21 protein-coding genes are annotated in these 20,911 nt (G+C 60.0%); 10 read left to right on the forward strand and 11 right to left on the reverse strand.

What is annotated here, in order from left to right:
* Positions 1 to 27 precede the first annotated feature (27 nt).
* Entirely contained in the window at positions 28 to 750 is a 723-nt protein-coding gene (locus ACTQX9_RS07850; protein WP_427794268.1) for a VUT family protein, read from the forward strand.
* A gap of 9 nt (positions 751 to 759) precedes the next feature.
* On the forward strand, positions 760 to 1,440 hold the full coding sequence (locus ACTQX9_RS07855; protein WP_441541032.1) for an SDR family NAD(P)-dependent oxidoreductase: 681 nt from the start codon (positions 760 to 762) through the stop codon (positions 1,438 to 1,440).
* A gap of 50 nt (positions 1,441 to 1,490) precedes the next feature.
* On the opposite strand, the gene ACTQX9_RS07860 is transcribed toward ACTQX9_RS07855, so the two are convergent.
* Together ACTQX9_RS07860 and ACTQX9_RS07865 are read right to left on the reverse strand one after the other, a co-directional pair.
* Positions 1,491 to 2,216, reverse strand: a complete 726-nt coding sequence (locus ACTQX9_RS07860) for a uracil-DNA glycosylase (protein ID WP_427719354.1) — start codon at positions 2,214 to 2,216, stop codon at positions 1,491 to 1,493.
* An 88-nt stretch (positions 2,217 to 2,304) separates the two neighbouring features.
* Entirely contained in the window at positions 2,305 to 3,207 is a 903-nt protein-coding gene (locus ACTQX9_RS07865) for a DMT family transporter (protein ID WP_441541034.1), read from the reverse strand.
* Positions 3,208 to 3,365: 158 nt separating this feature from the next.
* On the opposite strand from ACTQX9_RS07865, the gene ACTQX9_RS07870 reads away from it, so the two are divergent.
* Positions 3,366 to 4,232 (forward strand): LysR family transcriptional regulator, encoded by an 867-nt coding sequence (locus ACTQX9_RS07870; protein WP_441068590.1) that lies wholly within the window; start codon positions 3,366 to 3,368, stop codon positions 4,230 to 4,232.
* A gap of 27 nt (positions 4,233 to 4,259) precedes the next feature.
* Here ACTQX9_RS07870 and ACTQX9_RS07875 read toward each other — a convergent pair whose 3' ends face one another.
* On the reverse strand, positions 4,260 to 5,642 hold the full coding sequence (locus ACTQX9_RS07875; RefSeq protein WP_441541036.1) for an MATE family efflux transporter: 1,383 nt from the start codon (positions 5,640 to 5,642) through the stop codon (positions 4,260 to 4,262).
* A gap of 178 nt (positions 5,643 to 5,820) precedes the next feature.
* Between ACTQX9_RS07875 and ACTQX9_RS07880 the strand changes: the two genes are divergently transcribed.
* Positions 5,821 to 6,636 (forward strand): putative RNA methyltransferase, encoded by an 816-nt coding sequence (locus ACTQX9_RS07880; protein ID WP_441541038.1) that lies wholly within the window; start codon positions 5,821 to 5,823, stop codon positions 6,634 to 6,636.
* A 129-nt stretch (positions 6,637 to 6,765) separates the two neighbouring features.
* Here ACTQX9_RS07880 and ACTQX9_RS07885 read toward each other — a convergent pair whose 3' ends face one another.
* Positions 6,766 to 7,167 carry a hypothetical protein gene (locus ACTQX9_RS07885; RefSeq protein ID WP_427728325.1) on the reverse strand — a complete coding sequence of 134 codons (402 nt, stop codon included), beginning with the start codon at positions 7,165 to 7,167 and terminating at the stop codon, positions 6,766 to 6,768.
* A 440-nt stretch (positions 7,168 to 7,607) separates the two neighbouring features.
* Between ACTQX9_RS07885 and ACTQX9_RS07890 the strand changes: the two genes are divergently transcribed.
* A complete protein-coding gene (locus ACTQX9_RS07890) occupies positions 7,608 to 8,312 on the forward strand; it encodes a class I SAM-dependent methyltransferase (protein WP_441541040.1) in 705 nt (234 codons plus the stop codon).
* A gap of 48 nt (positions 8,313 to 8,360) precedes the next feature.
* Here ACTQX9_RS07890 and ACTQX9_RS07895 read toward each other — a convergent pair whose 3' ends face one another.
* On the reverse strand, positions 8,361 to 8,657 hold the full coding sequence (locus ACTQX9_RS07895; protein WP_427747514.1) for a hypothetical protein: 297 nt from the start codon (positions 8,655 to 8,657) through the stop codon (positions 8,361 to 8,363).
* A 77-nt stretch (positions 8,658 to 8,734) separates the two neighbouring features.
* Between ACTQX9_RS07895 and ACTQX9_RS07900 the strand changes: the two genes are divergently transcribed.
* On the forward strand, positions 8,735 to 9,223 hold the full coding sequence (locus tag ACTQX9_RS07900; RefSeq protein ID WP_441541042.1) for an N-acetyltransferase: 489 nt from the start codon (positions 8,735 to 8,737) through the stop codon (positions 9,221 to 9,223).
* A 118-nt stretch (positions 9,224 to 9,341) separates the two neighbouring features.
* Here ACTQX9_RS07900 and mscL read toward each other — a convergent pair whose 3' ends face one another.
* Complete coding sequence (gene mscL / locus ACTQX9_RS07905; protein WP_154517006.1) at positions 9,342 to 9,767, reverse strand: large conductance mechanosensitive channel protein MscL; 426 nt, start codon at positions 9,765 to 9,767, stop codon at positions 9,342 to 9,344.
* A gap of 245 nt (positions 9,768 to 10,012) precedes the next feature.
* Between mscL and ACTQX9_RS07910 the strand changes: the two genes are divergently transcribed.
* The 3 genes from ACTQX9_RS07910 (at position 10,013) to ACTQX9_RS07920 (ending at position 15,734) form a co-directional block, all read left to right on the forward strand.
* Complete coding sequence (locus tag ACTQX9_RS07910) at positions 10,013 to 12,016, forward strand: GTP-binding protein (protein ID WP_441541044.1); 2,004 nt, start codon at positions 10,013 to 10,015, stop codon at positions 12,014 to 12,016.
* 93 nt (positions 12,017 to 12,109) lie between these two features.
* A complete protein-coding gene (locus ACTQX9_RS07915) occupies positions 12,110 to 13,228 on the forward strand; it encodes an AAA family ATPase (protein WP_441541046.1) in 1,119 nt (372 codons plus the stop codon).
* Positions 13,221 to 15,734 (forward strand): excinuclease ABC subunit UvrA, encoded by a 2,514-nt coding sequence (locus ACTQX9_RS07920; RefSeq protein WP_441541048.1) that lies wholly within the window; start codon positions 13,221 to 13,223, stop codon positions 15,732 to 15,734. Before ACTQX9_RS07915 ends, ACTQX9_RS07920 begins: the two co-directional genes overlap by 8 nt.
* A 40-nt stretch (positions 15,735 to 15,774) precedes the next feature.
* Here the strand turns inward: ACTQX9_RS07920 and ACTQX9_RS07925 are convergent, their stop codons facing one another.
* The 5 genes from ACTQX9_RS07925 to ACTQX9_RS07945 form a co-directional block, all read right to left on the reverse strand.
* Positions 15,775 to 16,059, reverse strand: a complete 285-nt coding sequence (locus ACTQX9_RS07925; protein WP_441541050.1) for a winged helix-turn-helix transcriptional regulator — start codon at positions 16,057 to 16,059, stop codon at positions 15,775 to 15,777.
* 261 nt (positions 16,060 to 16,320) lie between these two features.
* Entirely contained in the window at positions 16,321 to 16,920 is a 600-nt protein-coding gene (locus ACTQX9_RS07930; protein ID WP_441068575.1) for a tRNA (cytidine(34)-2'-O)-methyltransferase, read from the reverse strand.
* Positions 16,921 to 17,013: 93 nt separating this feature from the next.
* Entirely contained in the window at positions 17,014 to 18,144 is a 1,131-nt protein-coding gene (locus tag ACTQX9_RS07935; RefSeq protein ID WP_427747510.1) for a GTP-binding protein, read from the reverse strand.
* An 86-nt stretch (positions 18,145 to 18,230) separates the two neighbouring features.
* Entirely contained in the window at positions 18,231 to 18,572 is a 342-nt protein-coding gene (locus ACTQX9_RS07940; RefSeq protein WP_055252194.1) for an arsenate reductase family protein, read from the reverse strand.
* Positions 18,573 to 18,757: 185 nt separating this feature from the next.
* The gene (locus ACTQX9_RS07945; protein ID WP_427728306.1) at positions 18,758 to 19,381 is read right to left on the reverse strand and encodes a flavodoxin family protein; all 624 of its coding nucleotides are present in this window, start codon (positions 19,379 to 19,381) and stop codon (positions 18,758 to 18,760) included.
* Positions 19,382 to 19,639: 258 nt separating this feature from the next.
* Between ACTQX9_RS07945 and ACTQX9_RS07950 the strand changes: the two genes are divergently transcribed.
* Entirely contained in the window at positions 19,640 to 20,509 is an 870-nt protein-coding gene (locus ACTQX9_RS07950) for a patatin-like phospholipase family protein (protein WP_427719865.1), read from the forward strand.
* The last annotated feature ends 402 nt before the right edge of the window (positions 20,510 to 20,911 follow it).

A 20,911-nucleotide genomic window follows, 5' to 3' on the forward strand; every position in this document is an offset into this window, starting at 1 on the left:
TTAAACCTAAAACCAAAGGAGTACATAATGATCAAGAAGGTCATGGAGGACTACAAGGTCCTGTTGCGGAGCATTCCCGCGGCAACGGTTTCGCTGTTTTTCGTGAGCGTTATCATGATGAACCTGCTGGCCAACAAAGAGCTCATCAGCCTGCCGTATCTGGCACTCGATTGCGGCTTTGTGGTGAGCTGGGTCTCGTTTTTGTGCCAGGACATGATCTGCAAGCGCTTTGGCGCCAAGGCATCCATCAAAATCTCTATCCTCGCACTGGCGGTCAACCTTGCCGTGAGCCTGTGCTTTTGGGCATGCTCGCTCACGCCCGGCATGTGGGGCGCCTACTACGACACGGGCATGATCGAGGTCAACACCGCCCTTAACGCCACCATCGGCGGCACCTGGTACGTGGTGCTGGGCTCTTCGCTGGCAATGCTCGCTTCTGCCGTGGTTAACTCCACGCTCAACCAGTCGCTCGGCCGTATGCTCAAAAAGAATAACTTTGCGAGCTTCGCCTTCCGCTCCTATGTGTCCACGGGTGTTGGCCAGTTTATCGACAACCTGGTCTTTGCCATTGTAGTGAGTCACACGTTCTTTGGTTGGACCTGGGTGCAGGTCCTTATGTGCTCGCTGACCGGCGCTGTCGCCGAGCTGCTGTGCGAGGTCTTCCTGAGCCCCGTGGGCTACAAGGTCGTGCGCGGCTGGGAGCGTGAGAATGTGGGCGCCGAGTACCTTGAGCGCCATGCAACCGCCTAAGGAGCAAGTATGCGGGTTTTGATTACGGGCGCTTCGGGCGGTATCGGAGCCGCGTGCGTGCGGCGCTTTTTGGACGAGGGCCACGAGGTCGTGGGCTTTGATCTGCTGCCGGCGGTGATCGAACACGAGCGCTACCGCCATCTGGTCGTTGATGTACGCGAGCCTGACTCGTTTCCAGGCGATCTTGAACCCCAGGTAATCGTGAACGTTGCCGGTGCGCAGGATTCGGCTGACGACATCGCCGCCAACCTTTGTGGCACCATCAACGTGACCGAGTGCTACGCCTTTGTGGGGGAGGGGCTTGCTGCCAAGCCGGCGTCGGCTATCAAATCCGTGGTCAATGTGGGGTCGGCGAGTGGGCATACGGGATCGGAGTTTCCCGCCTATGCTGCCAGCAAGGGCGGCGTTATCGCCTATACCAAGAACCTTGCAAACCGCCTGGCACCGCAGGCCATCGCCAACAGTGTGGACCCGGGTGGCGTTATCACGCCGCTCAACCGTTGCGTGATGGAAGACGAACACCTGTGGAACCAGATTATGGAGCTTACACCGCTTAAACGCTGGGCAACCGCCCAAGAGATCGCCGAATGGATCTACTTTGTGGGCGTGACCAACCGGTTTATGACCGGGCAGAGCCTGCTCATTGATGGCGGCGAGGCCGGCCGCACACAATTTATTTGGCCCGAATAGGAAACGCGTCCGATGGAAAGCCGTCGGGCGCGTTTTTGATGTATCGATTTTTAGCCGAGACAAGTCCAGTTGACGGGGGTCGAGCCGTGCTGTTCGAGTAGCCGATTGGCTGCCGAGAAGGGTCGTGACCCCATAAAAGCGGGGAGTTCTGCCGTGGCACGGTTGGCCGAAAGCGGCGAGGGGTGCGTGGAGGCAAGGCAGAACTTGCCGGTCGTTTTGCCCGCGTCGATTGCGGCGAGCTTGCCCTCAACCATCTGCTGGGCAAAGCGGCCCCATGCCAAAAAGACTACCGGTTGGGGTAGCTGGCAGCAGCGTTCGATAACGTAGTCGGTGAGCGTACTCCAGCCCAGCTTGGCGTGTGAGTTCGCGGCATGCTCGCGCACGGTGAGCGTAGTGTTGAGGAGCAGGACGCCCTGTTGTGCCCATGGCGTCAGATCTCCCGTGGCGGGAATGGGACAACTCAGATCGGCTTTGAGTTCCTTATAGATGTTGCGCAGGCTTGGCGGCAACTTGGTTTGCGTCGCGGGGACCGAAAACGATAACCCCATGGCCTGGTTGGGTCCGTGATAAGGATCTTGGCCCAAGATGACAACTTTGACCTGGTCGGCCGGCGTGTAGGCGAGGGCATTGAGGATGTCGTCTTGTGCCGGGTAGATGGTCTGCTCGGCACGCAAAAGGGCGATGCGCTCGAGCAGCTGGTTCGTAGTGTCACGTACCGGCTGCGGCGCATCGCCCAACCAAGTTGCTATGTTGCGGTCGCGAGTTGCGGTGTTCATGGAGCTCCTTTATGGCAAATGCTATGTTGGCATCTATTGTAAAGGCGCACCGGTTGCCTTTATGCCGCGGCTGTATGAGGGGCGGGGTCTACGAGGCGCGTTCGGGCGCTCCTGCCATACGAGCGCGTCCATGTGCGCGGAGGCGCGGAAGCTCGACGGTTGCCGCCATGACGCCGGTGAGGATGAGAGCTGCACCCAGGAAGGCGATGGGGCTCAGGACCTCGCCGACTAGGAAGAACGAAAAGACGGCGGAGCAGACTGGCTCGAGCGAGAAGGCAAAGCCGGTGGTCTCGGCGGGCACGTGGGGCTGCACGAGCGTCTGGGTGATAAAGCCGTAGGCAGAGCAGATGAGTGCGAGTGCGACGACGACCACGACCTCGCCCGGCGTGCCGGGGAGTGTGAAACCGCCAAAGGTGAATGCGGCGATGCCCGAGAATAAGCCGCCGAAGCCCAGCTGCCAAACGCCCAGAGTAAGCGGATCGACTTCTTCGACAAAGCGCTTGGCCACGATAATGTGGCCGGCATAGACAAAGGCGGAGAGCAGCATGATGAGCGCGCCCGGGTTCAGGCTGGTGAAGTCGGCGCCCGAGAGCAGCAACATACCGCAGGTGACGATGGCGGTGCCGACGAGCACTTTGCGCTCGGGGGCGCGGTGCAGCAGGGCGGCGTTGGCAAACGGCACGATCACGACCGTCAGGCTCTGCAAAAAGCCGGCAGTGGAGGCAGAGGTGAGGCTGGAGCCCAGGCACATGCAGGTGAGCTCGGTTGCCATGATGGCGCCGATGATGGCGGCACGGACCATAAGGTCGCGGTTAATGCGCAACGCGCGCTTGTGGAAGAGCAGCAGGCAGGCCACAAAAGCGATGATGCAGCGTAGCGCGACGATACTCGTGGCGTTCATGCTGTCCATGCCGATCTTCATGAGGGGATACGAAAAGCCCCATGCGACGGGAACGGAAAATGAGAGCGCGATTGCTTTTTTGCGATCCATGGGACTCCTTTTGTTGCAGAACGGTTTCGTAAAAAGGATTCTGCTCCCAGATTTTGATGTAGTAAAGCGAATGTATCTTCAGTATGATTAAGAAATGCTAATGTCATTAGGAAAAGCACTGGCAAAACGTTTTACGGCTGCATTGTTGTGGAGGCACGATGGCGTCGCGGTATCAGATTGTTTGTATGGTGGTCGATTGCGGCAGCCTTAAGGGCGCGGCGGACGAGCTGGGCTATACGCAAAGTGCGGTGAGCCAGGCCGTCAAGGCACTCGAGCGCGAGCTGGGTACCACGCTTATCGAGCGCGGTAAGCAGGGCGTTTCGCTTACGCGCGACGGTAAACAATATCTGCCGTATCTGCGCCAGATTGTGACTGCCGAGGCTGAGCTCGAGGGCAAGCGCCAGGAGCTGCTGGGGCTTTCGTCGTCCGATATTCGCATCGCGACGTTTACCAACGTGAGTCGAACCGTGTTACCGCGCGTGATCCGCGACTTTGGGGCGCTGCACCCGGGCGTACGCTTTACCCTCAAGCAGGGCGACTACACGCGCAACGCCCAATGGGTGCACGACGGCGTAGTGGATTTTTGCTTTACGGCACGTGGGTTTACCGCAGGGCTCGAGAAGCGCGTGGTCTATCACGACGAGTTGGTGGCACTGTTGCCTGTCGCGCATCCGCTGGCGGCAAAGGAAAAAGTGACGCTCGCCGACCTGGCTTCCGAGCCGTTTGTGCTGCTGGATGAGGGCGAACAGAGCCTGGTGCTCGATGCATTCGCGGCGCATGGCCTGTCGCCGCACGTGACGAGCGAGGTCACCGACGACTACACCATTATGGCGATGGTGGAGGAGGGTCTGGGCGTGAGCATGCTGTATCGCCGTACCGTTGAGGGCATGCAGGCCGATATTCGCGTACGTCCCATCGTGCACGCCCCCTCGCGCGACGTAGTGGCGGCCTGGCGCAGCTGGGACACCATGCCTATCGCCACGAGGCGCTTTATCGACTATATGAGCTCGCATATTGTCAATTAATGACTGGCGTGGCGTTGAGTGCGGTGTTTAGCAGGCTGTCGCTTTGGCTTGGGTGGCGCGATAGGTGCGTGTCGGGTGGCAGAGTAGTACCGCCACGACCATAAAGAACGCCGTGGTGCCCAGGCTGATGGGGTAGACCATCATGATGTTCGCAAAGGTGCGGAAGTGCGGGAACACGCAGAATACCCAATAGAAGCGGATGCCGCAGACGCAGATCATGGTGATAAGGGCGGGTATGAGCGAGATACCAAAGCCGCGCAAGTAGCCGGACATGTTCTCGTAGAACATGCTAAAGGCATACGCAGGGAAGATCGAGCACACGCGGATATAGCCGATCGAGACGATGTTGGGATCGCTGTTGAACAACGACAAGATCTCGCGCCCCAGGCCGACAATAACAATAATCGTGGTGAGCGCGACGATACCGCCTTCGACCAGGCAGACCTTAAGGGTCTTGGTGCAGCGGTCGATCTGACGGGCACCGTGGTTTTGCCCCACAAAGGTGGTGCAAGCCTGGCTAAAGCTGTTGAGCAGGTTGTAGCACACGTACTCCAGGCTCATGGCGGCGCTCGAGGCCGCCATGACCTCGGTGCCCAGGCTGTTGATGGCGGACTGGATGATGATGTTGGCGACGGCAAAGACGGCGCTTTGGATGCCGGCGGGCAGGCCGATCTTGACGATGCGCTTGAGGGCGACGGGGTCGATAGCAAGGTCGCGCGGGGTGACGCGGACGACGGAGTCGGTCTTGAGCAGGTGGATAAAGAGTGTAGCGGCGCTGACGGTGTAGGCGATGACGGTGGCGATGGCGACACCCGCGACGCCCCAGTGGAGTACGGGGACAAAGATGAGGTCCAGGCCAATGTTGAGGACGGTGGACACGGCAAGCGCTTGCAGCGGCATGCGGGTGATGCCGACGGAGCGGAAGATCGCGGCCTCAAAGTTGTAGAGCAAGATTGAGGGCATGCTGAGCAAAAAGACGCGTAGATAGAGCGAAGCGAGCGGCATGGTCTCGGCGGGAACGTTGAGCGCAGCGAGCATGGGCTCGGCAAAGATCTCGCCCAGAGCGATGACGACAAAGCCCACGAGCGCCATTAAAATCGAGGTATGGACGGCGCGTTTGACCATATTCTGATCGTTGCGGCCGATAGCGTTGGCGATGACCACGTTGGAGCCAAGCGACATGCCAATAAACAGGTTGAGCATAAGGCTGGTAAGCGGAACATTGGAGCCGACTGCCGCCATGGCGAGGGTTCCCTGGTCGCCCGAGAAGTTACCGATAATGACCGTGGCGATGAGGTTTGACAGCTGCTCCAAGATACTCGTGGCGGCCACGGGCAAGGCGAACAGGGGGATATTGCGCCACAGTGAGCCGGTGGTCATGTCGATGTGCTTAGATGCGGTATCAGCCATACGCTCTCAATCTCTAACGTGCTATTTCGTGCTTATTTGCGCAGACGATGATACTCCTAATCACCTAGTCATTGGGGGCGTTCTTAAACGACTAGTCATTCAAGAACGTCCCCAATGACTAGGTGGGGAAGGCGTGCGACAATGGTATACGTTGTGTTGTTCGCGCTAAGGAGTTGCCATGTTGTTGTGTCCCGTTTGCCATGAGCCGTTGGTGGACGACGAGCGCGGTGCTGCATGCGCGGGCGGACACCGGTTTGACCGTGCGCGCGAGGGTTATCTATATCTGCTACGTTCGTCCAAGAGCGGCGACTCCATGGGCGATCCCAAGTCGCAGGCACGCAGCCGTCGTGATTTTTTGAACCGTGGCTACTATGCGCCGCTGCGCGATGCAATGGTCGAGCTGGTGCGCAAACGGGTTTCTGGGCGTGCTGCGTCTCCAGGCGGCCCCATGACGCTGCTCGATATTTGCTGCGGCGAGGGTTACTACACCAGCGCCATGGGCGCGGTGCCGGGCGTGGACGCTTATGGCTTTGACCTGGGCAAAGAAATGGTACGCCTGGCCGCCAAGCGCGGCGATGCGACCTATTTTGTGGCCAACATGAAAGACATCCCAGTGGCCGATGGCGCCTTCGATATGGTGACCGAGCTCTTTGCTCCCTTTAACGAGCGCGAGTTTGCCCGCGTGTTGGCGCCGGAGGGTTCGCTCTACACCGTGGTGCCGGGTGCCCGTCATCTCTTTGGGCTCAAGGAGGTGCTCTACGACACGCCGTACCTCAACGACGAAAAGCTTCCGAAGACGATGGAGCTTAAATTGGTCGGCACACAGCGGGTGTCCGCGAATATTACGCTCCAGACCCAGGCCGACATCGAGGCGGTGTTCCAGATGACGCCGTACTACTACCGCACACGCCCTACCGACAAAGAGCGCCTGGCAAACCTGGACACCCTTAAAACCGACATCGACTTCATCATTGCCGAGTACCGCTACAGCTAACCAACCTGCCAAAAAGGGACAGGTTTATTTTGGCAGGTTTTATCTGGGCAAATGTAAAGGACCGACCGCGTTACTGCGCGATCGGCCCATGTTAGTTGCTTGGCTGCAGGGGTTATGAGAAGCGAGTGCCTACAGGCGGTCCTTGTTCTCGGCTTTAACGGCGTGCGCCTGCTGAACAAAGAACAGGTCGTAGACCACGATGACAAAGGCACCGATATTGACGGCGCTGCCGCCGAGTGCGGGAAGCGTGAGCACGGCCTGCGCAATCGTGGCGATTGCGGCAACGATGCCGAGCTTAAACGCGCTATCCACCTGCGAGGGCTTGTTGGCGCCCTTGATGCCCGCAACACCTGCGGAAAGATCGACAATGCCCTTGACGACAAGCACGACCGCGGCGAGCATGGCGTTCGACCCGTACGTGGAATCGAGACTGCCCCTGGCGATACCGATGCCGGCGATGACGAGGCTGGCGATGCCCAAAACAAAGTAGATGAGGGCAAGGATTTTGAGAGTCTTGCGAGCGGAGCTCATGGCTGGTCCTTTCGATACGAGTACGCCGATCTGGCGTAGCCCATGTGCTGCACATATGGTGAAGCACATTGTAGTTCAACGCAGCGATGCGTGCGCCTGAAAGCGCTTTGAGCCCGCGCAGCCCAATTCGACCTTTCAAAAAGGAAAGCTGGACGTAAGCCAAATCGATGGCAGCTCATGTGCGGCGCTGCGATGATGAGACCGTAACAAGGAGCTGTTCTTAAGGAGGAGCCATGATGTACGGAGCAGGGCGAGTGCATGAGCCGCGGTCGTTGGGAAGGCGCATGGGCGATTCTGTGATCGCTGCCGTGTGCACGGGATTGATGGCGGTGCTTTGCATTGGGATGCTGTGGGCCATGTCGCATGTGGGACAATAGCGGACGGTTGGGTGCTGGCATAAACGGCGCTCACGTATTCATTTTGCTTGTTAAGGAGTACCCATGGGCGTCGTCGATCCCTTTTCTGTTGCTCGGGCCGCGGGGCTTGAGCTGACCGGGAAGTCCGCGGGCCTCACGCTCACCGACGGCACGATGGAGTTGCGTGCCGATTTTGTCCGCATGCTGCCACGGCTCAAACAGGGCCGTCTGCAGCAAGAGCTGTTGGTAAAGGCTGCGCGCGCAAAAGGCGTCGAGTGCCCATGGGCGATTGATGCCACGGCAGGCTTTGGCGAGGATTCGCTGCTGCTGGCGGCTGCGGGCTTTACCGTCGATCTGTATGAGCAGGATTGCGTGATCGCGGCGCTCCTCAAGGATGCCTTGGATCGCGCGGCAGATGATCCGGCGCTTGCGACTGCCGTGGCACGCATGCGCTTACATGCGGGCGAGGACAGCATTGCCGGCCTTCACCATATAACTGAGTTGATCGGGCAGGGCGAGCTCACCGCTCCCGACGTGGTGTATCTGGACCCCATGTTTCCCGAGCGCACAAAGAGCGCGGCGGTTAAAAAGAAGTTTCAACTCTTGCATCATCTGGAACAGCCGTGTGCCGATGAGGAGACGCTGGTCGAAGCTGCGCTTGCGGTGCGCCCGCGCAAGGTCGTTATCAAGCGGCCGGTGAAGGGGCCGCTGCTTGCCGGCGTTAAGCCGAGCTATCAACTTGCGGGCAAGGCCGTTCGTTACGATGTTTTGGTGCCGCCGCGCCCGTAGCTTGCGTGCGATGGTTGGCGCTCCGTCAGTGTCGTGCCGATGCGGGGTCTATTTCCAAGGGTGCGACGTCAGGTGCCAGCCGCCGCAGTATTCGCATTTGTAGCAGGCCAAACCACGCCGCCCGCGGTTTTCGCAGTCGGCCATAACGGCCTCGGCCTCGGCGCGTGTGTCGTAACGGTTTTTGCGCTCGCACGACTTGTAGCGCCAGGCTTCATCGCGCTCGGCGTTCAGGGCGTCGCGGCGCTCGTCCTCGCGCGCAAACAGGTCGCTCATAGCGCCACCGGTGGCAGCGCCCAAAAACTCGCTTTTGGCCTTTGACCAGGCGGCTCGCTTTTTGCTTCCCATCTGCTTCTCGCCCCTCTTCAAACGCTGGTATCATTGCTCAATCAAAGTGATACCAATAAACGTGAGGTCGCCGCGTGATGATCAGAAAAACCCTCGATACCGACATTCCCGCCGTCATGGCTATCTATGACGCGGCCCGTGCCTTTATGCGCGCGCATGGCAACGCCACGCAGTGGCCCGAGGGCACGCCTTCTGCCGAGCAACTGGCTGCCGATATCGCTGCCGGTGGTAGCTATGTGTTCGAAGTCGACGGCCGCGTGGTGGCGACGTTTGCCTTTTTACCGGGCCCGGACGAGTGCTATGACGTAATTGAGGACGGGCAATGGCGTAGCGGCACTCCGTACGCCGTGCTGCACCGTGTGGCGTCCGACGGCACCGTGCACGGTATCGCGGCTGCGATGTTCGCCTTTGCCAAAGAGCGTGCCGACCATCTGCGTATCGATACGCATCGGGACAACCTGCCCATGCAGGGCGCGAGTATTAAAGCGGGGTTTGAGCGTGCCGGCGTTGTGTATGTGTCGGACGGCACGCCGCGTGTTGCATTTGACTGGCTGCGCGAGGCATAAGAGCGGGGGCGCGTATCTACGCTCCAAGTAAGCGAAAATGGCCCCGGATGGGGCCATTTTTGATCGCTGCGCTGTTTTGCAAGGTGATAGATGTCGCTCGCTGTCGGCTCTAAGGCACCTACGCTCGGGGCAGCTCGCTTCCGCAGTGGCAACACTTGGTCGCGCCTTCGTGCACCTCTTCCAGGCAATACGGACAGACGGGCGCCGGTGCGGCTTCCTCGGCGGTGGCACCGGCGAGCCTGTCGCCGATCTCCTGCGCCTTGTTGAATGCCTTGACGATGGCAAAGACGATTGCCGCCACAATCAAAAAATTGATGCACGAGCCGATAAAGGCGCCAAAGTCGATATTGGTGCCCGGCACCACCAGCCCCGAGATCTCGGTAGCGCTACCGCCGGCAATCACGGAGATAAGCGGGTTGATGATGTTATCGGTAAGTGAGGTCACGATGGCGGTGAATGCGCCGCCGATAATCACGCCGACGGCCATGTCCATCACGTTGCCGCGATTGATGAATTCCTTGAACTCGTTGAGCAATGTCTTCATGGTGACTCCTCGCTGTTGTGGGGTTCGCGTTATTGCCGCCCCGGATGAGCCCGGGCAGGCAAAAAGGGGAGGTGCCGGCTTTCGCAAGGCGCGAACCTACGAAAATCGCCGCACGGCAACGCGGGGCGATGAGCTCGGTCGGGGGATAGGGCCCGCTTCGCCCGCCGGCCTGTAAATTGTATCATCCAGTGTGGAACGAGAGCGCCCGTTGCCGCGTGCGACGGGCTTGCAATAAGAGGAGAGCCATGTCGAAGCAAGCGGTCGTTGGAATCTTGGCGCATGTCGATGCTGGCAAGACCACGCTGGCCGAGGCCATGCTGTTCGATGCGGGTCGCATTCGTAAGCGCGGCCGCGTGGACGATGGCGATTCGCATCTGGACACTAACGCGATCGAGCGCGAGCGCGGCATTACGATTTTCTCGTCGCAGGCCGTGCTCGACCACGGTGATACCCGCGTCATGCTCGTGGATGCACCGGGGCATGTCGATTTTTCTGCCGAGGCGGAGCGCACGCTGCGCGCACTCGACTACGCGATTTTAGTTGTGGGCGCCAACGACGGCGTGCAGGGGCACACCGAAACCCTGTGGCGCCTGCTTGCACGCTATGACATCCCGACGTTCATCTATATCAACAAAATCGATTTGGAGAATCCCGGCCGCGATGTTTTGCTGGCACAACTTGGGCGGCGTCTTTCCGAAGGCTGCCTGGATGCCAACGAACTGCTGGAGGGCGGCGCCGTTCAGGAGGACGCTGCAGCGTTGGACGAGGCGGCGCTCGAGGAGTTTCTTGAGGCAGGTGAGCTTTCCGTCGCAACGCTGTCGCGCATGGTTGCCGAGCGCAAGCTCTTTCCCTGCTTTGCCGGCTCGGCGCTCAAGGACCAGGGCGTGAGCGAGCTGCTGGATGGCATATGCGTGCTGATGCGCGAACAGATATGGCTTCCGGAGTTTGCCGCGCGCGTCTATCGTGTCAGCCGCGGGGATCGCGGCGAGCGCTTGGCATGGGTTAAAGTGACCGGCGGCACGCTGTGTGCAAAACAGATGATCAGCGGACGTTCCGGTGCCGCGGCATGGGAGCAGAAGGTCGATCAGGTGCGCATCTATAACGGCGAAAAGTATGAGCTTGCCCAAGAAGTTGCTGCTGGCGGTATTTGTGCCGTGACGGGTCTTGCGCACGTTCGCCCAGGGGACGCCTTGGGTGCGGAGCCCGTGTGTGATGCGCCCGTCATCGCTCCGGTCCTCACCTATACGGTGCTTCCGGGTGAACACGATGTCCATGCGGTGTTTAAAGCGCTGACTGAGTTGGCGGACGAAGACCCCATGCTCGGCGTAAGCTGGAATACTCATCTGGAGCAGATTCACCTGCAGTTGATGGGCGCCGTGCAACTCGAGGTCGTGCAGCGGGTGTTGGCCGATCGCTTTGGCCTTTCGATTTCGTTTGAGCCCGGCGGCATTCTCTATAAGGAGACCATTTCGCAGCCGGTCGAGGGCGTGGGCCACTTTGAGCCACTGCGCCACTATGCCGAGGTGCATCTGAGCCTGGAGCCGTTGCCAGCGGGTTCGGGCGTGCAGTTTGGCACCGTGACTTCGACCGACGAGCTCGATCTTAACTGGCAGCGTCTGGCGCTCACCAACGCCATGGAGCGCGATCACCTGGGCGTACTGACCGGCTCGCCCATCACCGATGTGCGCATTACGCTCACGGGCGGCCGCGCGCATGCCAAACACACCGAGGGCGGCGACTTTCGCCAGGCCACGTACCGCGCGATTCGCCAGGGGCTCATGCAGGCGCGTGAGGCCGGCGCGGCGGTGCTGTTGGAGCCGTGGTATCGCTTTGAGCTCGAGGTGCCGGGGGAGTGTGTGGGCAGGGCGTTGTCAGACGCCACGCGCATGGGTGCCGAGTACGAGCCGCCGACGATGGCGGGCGAACGGGCAAAGCTTGTGGGTCGCGTGCCGGCATCTGAGGTGCAGGATTATGCGCTGGAGGTGGCCACTTACACGAGCGGTCGCGGGCATCTGTACCTGGAGTTTGCCGGCTATGCGGCATGCCATGATGCCGAGCGCGTCATCGAGACTGTCGCCTATGAGCCCGAGGCCGATCTACCCAACACGCCCGACTCGGTCTTTTGCTCTCACGGCGCTGGCTACACGGTCAAGTGGTACGACGTCCCCGAGGCAGCGCACGTAAAGGTCGATCCCGCCACCTTCCGCCCCTGGCGAGCGGCGGACGTCGAGTTTTTCGGCCATAGGTGATAGAGGGTCAGTCTCTTTGTCGCATCCTGTTGGTATAACTCGGTATAAGTTGGTATAACTGTTACCAGGGTTTGCCAATCCGAGGAGGCCGACATGAATCCAAATCCCTTTAAGCCCACGGCTGGCAAGCGGCCTCCGATACTCATCGGCCGCGAGTCGGTCATCGAAGATTTCGAGGAAGGGCTCGATAACGGCGCCGGAGCTCCGGGCAGGCTCATGCTCATTACGGGAAACCGCGGCTGTGGCAAAACAGTTCTCTTGCGGGAGCTGCAGCGTTTAGCTAGCAAGCGCGGATGGGCGGTTGTCTCCGATTCCGCCTCGCTTGGCCTATGCGACCGCTTGGCCGACGCGCTTCGCTCGAATAAACCCGTTGTGACGTCAATGGAGTTTGGTCCGTCGTTTGGCCGAATGTCGGTCGAGGCGGCGCGGGCAAAAGGCGAGACGTTGCGCGGGTTAGTCAACGAACGCCTCAGGAAACTCGGGCCGGGAAAGGGCTTACTGTTTGCGATTGACGAGGCCCAATCGGCATCTATCGAGGAGCTGGCGGCGCTGGCCGTTCTCTATCAGCAGGTGCTCGGAGACCAGGATGCTACGGGCTTGCCCGATAGCGACCAGCGCGGTCTTGCGCTGGTTTTTGCCGGCTTGCCCAGCATGGTCGATGACTTGCTCGAAGAGCCGAGCGTAACGTTTTTGCGCCGCGCCCAGCAGCGTACGCTGGGGGCGATTTCTTTGCCCAAAGTGCGCGATTCATATATCCAGACGGTCAAAGGCACTGGTCTTTGCGTTGATGCGGAGACGGCGGACCTTGCGGCGCGCAAGAGTATGGGGTATCCCTATATGGTTCAGCTGGTGGGATATTACATGTGGAGGTCTGCTGTCCGGCGTGACTCGCGGGTCATTGAAGTGTGCGATGTCGAGGCTGGCTACGCCGATGCCATCTCCGAGTTCTATGAAGCAGTCGACGCCCCTTTGTATTACGGGTTGCGCAGTCCGCAGCGCCTCTTTATCGAGGCCATGGCGGCTGATGGGGGCAAGCCGACGCGCATGGCTGACATCATTGAGCGCTGCGACCGCACCCAAAGCTGGGCGAGTAAATATCGCGCAAGCCTGATTCGCGAGCGCGTCATCGAGGCTGCCGGATACGGCCTCGTCCGGTTTACCGTGCCCATGCTGGGCGAATACATTCGCGACCGCGTTTTATGGCATGAGTAGGGTGATAAAGGTGACGGAACAGAAGATGAGCCCGCAGGCTATAGAGGTACGTGGCGCGCGTGTGCACAACCTCAAGGACATCGATATCGATATTCCGCTGGGAAAGCTCGTGGGTATTGCTGGCGTATCGGGTTCGGGCAAGAGTTCGCTGGCACTGGGCGTTCTTTATGCCGAGGGCTCGCGTCGCTACCTGGAGGCGCTTAGCACCTATACCCGCCGCCGTCTGACGCAGGCCGAACATGCCCAAGTGGACGAGGTGCTGCACGTACCGGCGGCGCTCGCATTGCATCAGCGCCCCAGCGTGCCGGGTGTGCGCTCGACCTTTGGTACCATGACCGAGCTCAACAATAGCCTGCGTCTGCTCTTTAGCCGTTGCGCCCATCACGTGTGTCCGCACTGCGGGGCGCGCGTGGAGCCGAGCCTTAACGTGGCCGCGGGCCTGTCGCTCACGTGCCCCGAGTGCGGCCGTGAGTTCTACGCGCCGGGTGCCGAGGACCTTGCCTTTAACAGCGGCGGCGCGTGTCCCACCTGCGGCGGCACCGGTGTCATGCGCGAGGTGGACGAGGCGAGCCTGGTGCCCGACGAGTCCAAGACCATCAACGAAGGCGCGGTGCTTCCCTGGGGCACGCTCATGTGGGATCTGATGAAGCAGGTGGCAGGCGAGATGGGTGTGCGCACCGACGTGCCGTTTAACCAGCTCACGCCTCAAGAGCGCGACATCGTGTTTCACGGTCCGGCGGTTAAGAAGCACATTCTCTACGTTCCCAAAAACGGCGAGGGCGCCACGCCGCTCGACTTTACCTATTACAACGCCGTCTATACCGTCGAGAATGCGCTCGCCAAGGTTAAGGACGACAAGGGCTTAAAACGCGTGGCGCGCTTTTTGCGCGAGGGGCCATGTCGTGACTGTGGCGGCACGCGCCTCTCCGAGGCTGCGCGCCAGCCCCAGGTGCGCGGTATCAATCTGGCGCAGGCCGCGGCCATGACGCTTGGTGATTCGGTTGAGTGGGTGCACGGGGTGCCCGCATCCTTGCCGCCCGAGATGCGGCCCATGGCGATGGATATCTGCGATTCGTTTTTGAGCGCGGCCCGTCGCCTGGTCGATCTGGGTCTCGACTACCTTTCGCTCGATCGCGCCGGCGCCACGCTCTCCACGGGCGAGCGTCAGCGCGTGCAGCTCGCCCGCGTGGTGCGCAACCGATCGACGGGCGTGCTCTATGTGTTGGACGAGCCTTCGATTGGCTTGCATCCTGCCAATGTTGATGGTCTGGTAGGCGTGATGCGCGATCTGGTTGATGACGGCAACACCGTGGTTGTTGTCGACCACGATACACGTGTGCTGGTGGAAGCCGACTATCTGGTCGAGATGGGCCCCGTTGCCGGAGCAGGCGGCGGTAATGTGATTGCCGCTGGCACGGTGGACGAGGTCGAACAATCGCAGGGCAGCCGCATCGCCCCGTTTTTGCGCGCAGACCCCAAGCGTATGCGTCCGCAGGTGACTGACGAGGAAATGTTCGATCAGGGCCACATCCGCATGGCAACCGATGCCATCCATACCGTCAAACCGCTCGAAGTCGATATACCGCGCGGTCGCCTTGTCGCGGTGACGGGCGTTTCGGGTTCGGGTAAGACGACGTTGGTGCTCGAGACACTCATCCCGGCGCTTAAGGCCCAGGCAGCTGGCGAGCGCCTGCCAAGCCATGTGCGCTGGGTCGACGCCGAGGGCATCGCACGCGCAAACCTGGTTGACGCTACACCTATCGGCGCCAACGTGCGCTCGACGGTAGCGACCTATGCCGACATCCATGATGAGCTGCGTCGCGCTTTCGCCCGTACGCCCGAGGCCAAGGCAGCCGGCTACAAGGCGGGTGCCTTTAGCTACAACACTGGCGCCTTGCGCTGCCCTACATGCGATGGCACGGGCTCGATATCGCTCGACGTGCAATTTTTGCCCGACGTCGAGATCGTCTGCCCAGCATGTCGAGGCTCGCGTTACGCCGAGGCCGCCTCGCATATCCATCGCGAGGGCAAGGACGGGAGCAAGCTTGCGTTGCCGCAGCTCATGGACATGAGTGTGGACGAGGCCATCGACGCCACGGTGGGGCTCAAGAAGGTTCAGGCGCACTTGCTGACCTTGCACGACCTGGGCTTGGGCTATCTTACACTCGGTGAGCCCACGCCGGCGCTTTCGGGCGGCGAGGCGCAGCGTTTAAAGCTTGCGAGCGAGATGGGCCGCGTGCAGGACGATGCCGTATTCGTATTCGACGAGCCCACGATCGGCCTGCATCCGCTCGATGTTCAGGTGCTGCTGAACGTGTTTGACGGCCTCGTCGCCAAGGGCGCCACGGTTATCGTGATCGAGCACGATCTCGACCTTATCCGCAATGCCGATTATGTGATCGACATGGGGCCGGGCGGTGGCGATGCGGGCGGGCAAGTCGTCTGCGCCGGCACGCCGGCGGATATCGCTGCTTGCTCCAAGAGCATTACTGGCCGCTACCTATAGACAATGAGGCAAAGGGACAGTCCCTTTGCCTCATTGATGCCTATTTCACGCATTGAGCGGCGAGATAGTCGCGGAAGAATGGCAATTCAAAAGCGACGATTCCGCGCCCGCGTTCTCCAATGATGCCGGCATCTATCATGCGGCGTCGGTAGCGGGAGACCTGCTGCGGCGAACGCTTAAGGCGCTCGACAAGGTCAGCGGTGGTGGATTCTTCCTCGTCATCGAGCATGGCGATGAGGAATCGCTTGTCCTCTGCCGTGAGTTCCCGATAGGTTGCCGCGAGGATTCGGTCGTCCATCTCGTCGTGTGCGATTTTGATTCCCATGTCAAAGTCGCGTGACGAGATTTCCTTCGAATCGCTTGTGAGATTCCAGGCACGGCAGCCTACGAGTTGCAATAGGAAGGGAAAACCAGAGATCGAGCGAACGGCTCTATCGATTCCCTCAGCATCCTTTCACACCGCCGTTTAACTTCATTTTACTTTAGTTAATTCTGATTAAAAGTAAGGGCTCTTTATCAAGAGCGTCAATTAGGCGTGTGTGCCATCGGCGTGGCGCTTGAATGTGACAAAGGGGCAGTTCCTTTGTCACATTCCCGGAAAGCCTGTCTGGCGCAGGGCTTCGTAGAGGACGATGGCGGCGCTGTTGGAGAGGTTGAGTGCGCTGATGCGGTAGTCGTCCGGATTGACGAAGTTGCCGCAGATATCCTGCCGAAGGATGGCCTCATGGCCGTCCTCGGTATGTCCGAGCGATTCCTCGTGGGCTTCCCAGGCCTCGGCGTTGTCGAGTGAGTCACAATCGCGCAGCATGGGGATGCGCTCGCAGCGCTCGGGCGCTGCGGCGAGCAGCCCTTCGGGAATCCCCGAGCTTTCGCTGCCAAAGACCAAATAGTCGCCGTCACGGTAAGTGCTTTGCGCATAGGTTCGGCGTGCCTTTTTGGTCAGCAGATGCAAGCGGTCGTCGGCGGGGGAAAGGTCATTGCGCGCAAGGAAATCCTCCCAGCTGGCATAGGTCGTCACGTCCAAGTTTTGCCAGTAGCCCAGGCCGGCGCGACGCACCGTTTTGTCGTCGAGCGAAAAGCCCAGTGGCTCCACCAGATGCAGGCGGGCGCCGGTGACCACGCAGGTACGGCCGATATTACCCGTATTGGCCGGAATCTCGGGCGCATACAGCACGATATTGAACATGAATCTCCTTGGCATAGAACGAAAAACCACCACGAAGGGTACCTTCGTGGTGGTTTGATGGTTACGTGGGCGGAAAACGCCCACTTGGATAACCTAAGCGCGGTGCCAGTCGGTCAGGCAGGCATCAAGGGCGGCGATGAGCGCATCCTTGTCCATGTGACGGCCGATGATGCACAGGCTCGTCATGCGGTCGCCCGTCTCGTCGTCCCAAATCTGCATGATCTCGGGGTTCTCGTCGATGATCTTCTGCTTCTCGCCCTCGGGCGCCGAGTCAACGAACAAGCCGTTCTCCATCAGGCGCATCTGGCGGCCGGCCTGCTCGAACATGTAGCACATGTCCGGATCGCCGGTCTGCCACAGCGGACCCTTGACGCGAATGACCTCGTCGGGCCACTCCTGCTCAACAAAATCGGTGAACTTCTGCAGGTCAAACGGCTTACGGCGCGAGTACACAAAGGTCTCGATGTCGTACTCGAGCACCTCGGGGTCGTCGTGCTCCTCGGGATGCTCCATGGCCTCGATCCAGGCGGCGGAGTTGTAGGCGCGCATAAAGTCGAAGCGATCGGTATCGAGCAGCTCCTCCATGGGGACCTCGCCGTTTTGAGCCTCGACAATCACGGCGTCCTTCTGCAGGCTGCGCACGATGGCCTTGAGCTCGGCGATCTGCTCAGGGCTCACGGTATCGGTCTTGTTGAGGATCAGCGTGGAGCAAAACTCTATCTGCTGGATGAGCAGGCTCTCGATGTCGTCCTCGTCGATATCCTCGGCCAGCAGGTCGCGACCGCCGTTGAACTCGTCGTACATGCGGGCGCAGTCGACCACGGCAACGATGTTGTCGAGCGCGAGCTTGGGTTCGCCGCCCACTTTGGCCTCGTCGCAGAAGCTCGAGATGGTGTAGGCGATGGGGATAGGCTCGCAAATACCGGAGGCCTCGATGATGATGTAGTCGAAATTGCCCGAATCGGCAATGCCCTGCAGCTGGTTGGCCAGGTCGTCCGAAAGCGTGCAGCAGATGCAGCCGTTGGTGAGCGGGATGAGGTCGTCGGTCTCGGAAAGGCCACCGTCGGCGATAAGGCTGGCGTCGACGTTGATCTCGCCGATATCGTTGACGATCACGGCGGCGCGGATGCCGCCGTCGTTGGCGAGGATATGGTTGAGCAGCGTGGTCTTGCCGGCACCGAGGTATCCGGTAAGCATGATGATCTTCACGGGCTTGTTGGGCATGTGCCCTCCTTTGTTAGATATGGCTTACAGCTGAATCTTATGCCAAACGCCTGCTCTTATACCCACGCGCCGGCAAATAACACAGGCTACTCCCAGGCTCCCCATACATCGGGGCAATAACCGACGGTGGCCTTTTTGCCGTTGCGCACGATGGGCTCGGCCAGTACCTGCTGATTCTCGAGCAGCTTATCAAAGCGCTGGCTGGGAGTGAGGTGCTGGATAAGTGCGAGTGTCTCCTCGTCCTTGGCTTTGGGGTTGAGCAGCTTGTCGATGCCGCCGACCGCCTGCATCACGCTCGTGAGCTCGCCTTTGCTCATCTCCTTTTCCTTAAGGTCAATAAACTGCACCTTAATGCGGCGCTCCTTAAAATAGCGCTGGGCCTTCTTGGTATCGAAGGACTTTTTGGTGCCGAAGATTTGCACGTTCATGTATCTGTTCCGCCGTTCTAACGAACGGCGGTCACCTCGACGCTGCAAAGCCATCTGATGGGCAATCTGCCTTTCAATCGTCGGGCGCGGGCAACAGCCCAGCGCCCTCCTCTTTCAAGGCACCTTGCCTCATCAGCTGGCTTTTCGCTGACATTGATAGAACATCGAGGTGACCACCGCTGGACTTATCGAATGAAGTTGGTACGCTCGCGATCGGCTTCGGGCGCGCTGATGCCGGCGGCCTGTCCTGCTTCGATACATTGCAGGAGCCAGGCCATGTTCTTGCCGATGTTGCGCATGGTGGCAAGGCCCTCGGCATCCCCATCGGCGTCGCCGGGCACGCGACCAAAGACGTTGTTCCAGTACGTGGAGGCGACCACGGGCATCTGGTTGATGGTGAAGTACTTGTTGAGCACATCGAAGGTGGTCGACGTGCCACCGCGACGGGCGACAGCGACCGCGGCGCCGGGTTTGTGCGCAAAGGCGTGCCCGCCCGCATAGAAGGCGCGGTCGAGGGCCGAAAGGATGCGTCCGCTGGGGTGCGCATAGTAGACGGGTGAGCCAAAGACAAAGCCGTCTGCCTGCTCAGCGGCAGCGATGAGCTCGTTCACCACGTCGTCGTCAAAGGTGCAGCGACCCCCAAGCTTGCCACACTGGCCGCAACCGATACAATCACGAATGGGCTTGGCGCCCAGCTGAAACACCTCGGTATCAATGCCTTCGGCATTGAGCTGCTCGGCGACTTCGGCGAGTGCGCGGGCGGTATTGCCGTTTGCCTTGGGACTGCCATTGACCAAAAGAACCTTCATCACAAACTCCCTCTGCTATCGGTGAATTCTGCTGAGAATTATCTCACGTTGCGTGCGATGACGTTGGCATGGTGCGGGCGATGTTTATCCCGCAACGTTCTTAAGGGCGTTCATGCCTAAGGCCATCTAGGGGCATTGCGGTACGGCATGGGGAATGCATTGGGAAACGTTCGATAAATGCTTATAAACACGTTTTTGACGGCATACGTTGACAGATATACTTGTTGAGTTCAAAAGCATGGGAACGGAGATGGTTGCATGGCACAGCCGGAGACATCACACACAGTGGGGCTTGCGCTCGAGGGAGGCGGCTACCGCGGTATGTATACGGCGGGCGTGCTCGACGTTTGGATGGAGCACGGTTTGACCTGCGATCATATGGTGGGTGTCTCGGCGGGCGCGGCGTTTGGCTACAACTTTAAATCGCGCCAGATCGGCCGCGCCATTCGCTACAACAAAGCCTATTGTGCCGACAAGCGCTATGCGAGCGTGACCAGCTGGCTGCGAACCGGCGATATGTTCAATGCCGATTTTGCCTATCACGAGGTGCCTATCGAGCGCGATCCCATCGACTTGGAGGCGTATCGCGCCTGCCCCATGCGATTTACGTGCGTGTGTACCGATATCGAGACGGGCAAGGCCGTCTATCACGATCTGCCGTATGGCGACGAGCGCGATATCGAGTGGATTCGGGCATCGTCGGCGATTCCCGTGGCGACCAAGCCCGTCTGGATTGATGGACATCGATATCTGGATGGCGGTGTGGCCGATTCTATTCCCAGCGCATGGCTGTTTGCGCAGGGGTATGACCGTAACATCGTGGTGCTGACGCAGCCGGCGGGCTTTGTGAAACAACCCAATAGCTTGATGCCTATGCTGCGCCGCGTGTTTCGCCGCTATCCAGAGTTTGTCGCGGCGCTTGAGCACCGGCACGAGGTTTATAACGCCACGCTCGATGACCTGACGCGTCGCGAGGCCGGCGACGAGGTTTTTGTGGTGCGTCCGAGCGAATCGGTGAAGGTGCCATCGCTGTGTCGTGAGCCAGAGGAGCTCGAACGTATCTACCAGGTCGGTCGGCGTGATGCGGAGGCCACGTTGCCCGCACTAGAGGTGTATCTGGCAGGGTAGAGCCACGGTCGCTGACTCGGCGGAAAGTGCATCTCAGAATGAGCCTTCGAAATGGGGCATAGTTTCCCATGGAGACCGCTCGGGAAAGCGTGCCCCACTTTTCGGCCGTAGTTTGGGACACAGTTTCCCGTTGGGCGGATTTCGGAAAGCATGTCCCAGAATTTGCGCCCAGAACGGGATACAGTTTCCCAGACGGCGGATTCCGGAAAGTGCATCCCGGAATCTACGTCTAGACTGGGACACAGTTTCCCGCTGACTCTCTATATGGAAAGCGCATCCCAGAATGGAGGTGGGACTGCGGACGATTTCTTGGACCGTTACGCGGCCCTTCCCAGCGCGGCGCGGAACTCGGCCGGCGTGCGGCCGCCGAGCGCATTGCTGCGCCTCTCCGTATTGTATCGG

Origin of the sequence: Collinsella sp. LCP19S3_F2 (assembly GCF_052121015.1) — a bacterium.
Lineage (GTDB): Bacteria > Actinomycetota > Coriobacteriia > Coriobacteriales > Coriobacteriaceae > Collinsella.

What these genes read in the sequence shown, in the direction of transcription:
- ACTQX9_RS07850 (WP_427794268.1), top strand. Translation starts at nt 28, where the DNA reads ATGATCAAGAAGGTCATGGAGGACTACAAGGTCCTGTTGCGGAGCATT.
- ACTQX9_RS07855 (WP_441541032.1), top strand. Translation starts at nt 760, where the DNA reads ATGCGGGTTTTGATTACGGGCGCTTCGGGCGGTATCGGAGCCGCGTGC.
- ACTQX9_RS07860 (WP_427719354.1), bottom strand. Translation starts at nt 2,216, where the DNA reads ATGAACACCGCAACTCGCGACCGCAACATAGCAACTTGGTTGGGCGAT.
- ACTQX9_RS07865 (WP_441541034.1), bottom strand. Translation starts at nt 3,207, where the DNA reads ATGGATCGCAAAAAAGCAATCGCGCTCTCATTTTCCGTTCCCGTCGCA.
- ACTQX9_RS07870 (WP_441068590.1), top strand. Translation starts at nt 3,366, where the DNA reads ATGGCGTCGCGGTATCAGATTGTTTGTATGGTGGTCGATTGCGGCAGC.
- ACTQX9_RS07875 (WP_441541036.1), bottom strand. Translation starts at nt 5,642, where the DNA reads ATGGCTGATACCGCATCTAAGCACATCGACATGACCACCGGCTCACTG.
- ACTQX9_RS07880 (WP_441541038.1), top strand. Translation starts at nt 5,821, where the DNA reads ATGTTGTTGTGTCCCGTTTGCCATGAGCCGTTGGTGGACGACGAGCGC.
- ACTQX9_RS07885 (WP_427728325.1), bottom strand. Translation starts at nt 7,167, where the DNA reads ATGAGCTCCGCTCGCAAGACTCTCAAAATCCTTGCCCTCATCTACTTT.
- ACTQX9_RS07890 (WP_441541040.1), top strand. Translation starts at nt 7,608, where the DNA reads ATGGGCGTCGTCGATCCCTTTTCTGTTGCTCGGGCCGCGGGGCTTGAG.
- ACTQX9_RS07895 (WP_427747514.1), bottom strand. Translation starts at nt 8,657, where the DNA reads ATGGGAAGCAAAAAGCGAGCCGCCTGGTCAAAGGCCAAAAGCGAGTTT.
- ACTQX9_RS07900 (WP_441541042.1), top strand. Translation starts at nt 8,735, where the DNA reads ATGATCAGAAAAACCCTCGATACCGACATTCCCGCCGTCATGGCTATC.
- mscL (WP_154517006.1), bottom strand. Translation starts at nt 9,767, where the DNA reads ATGAAGACATTGCTCAACGAGTTCAAGGAATTCATCAATCGCGGCAAC.
- ACTQX9_RS07910 (WP_441541044.1), top strand. Translation starts at nt 10,013, where the DNA reads ATGTCGAAGCAAGCGGTCGTTGGAATCTTGGCGCATGTCGATGCTGGC.
- ACTQX9_RS07915 (WP_441541046.1), top strand. Translation starts at nt 12,110, where the DNA reads ATGAATCCAAATCCCTTTAAGCCCACGGCTGGCAAGCGGCCTCCGATA.
- ACTQX9_RS07920 (WP_441541048.1), top strand. Translation starts at nt 13,221, where the DNA reads ATGAGTAGGGTGATAAAGGTGACGGAACAGAAGATGAGCCCGCAGGCT.
- ACTQX9_RS07925 (WP_441541050.1), bottom strand. Translation starts at nt 16,059, where the DNA reads ATGGGAATCAAAATCGCACACGACGAGATGGACGACCGAATCCTCGCG.
- ACTQX9_RS07930 (WP_441068575.1), bottom strand. Translation starts at nt 16,920, where the DNA reads ATGTTCAATATCGTGCTGTATGCGCCCGAGATTCCGGCCAATACGGGT.
- ACTQX9_RS07935 (WP_427747510.1), bottom strand. Translation starts at nt 18,144, where the DNA reads ATGCCCAACAAGCCCGTGAAGATCATCATGCTTACCGGATACCTCGGT.
- ACTQX9_RS07940 (WP_055252194.1), bottom strand. Translation starts at nt 18,572, where the DNA reads ATGAACGTGCAAATCTTCGGCACCAAAAAGTCCTTCGATACCAAGAAG.
- ACTQX9_RS07945 (WP_427728306.1), bottom strand. Translation starts at nt 19,381, where the DNA reads ATGAAGGTTCTTTTGGTCAATGGCAGTCCCAAGGCAAACGGCAATACC.
- ACTQX9_RS07950 (WP_427719865.1), top strand. Translation starts at nt 19,640, where the DNA reads ATGGCACAGCCGGAGACATCACACACAGTGGGGCTTGCGCTCGAGGGA.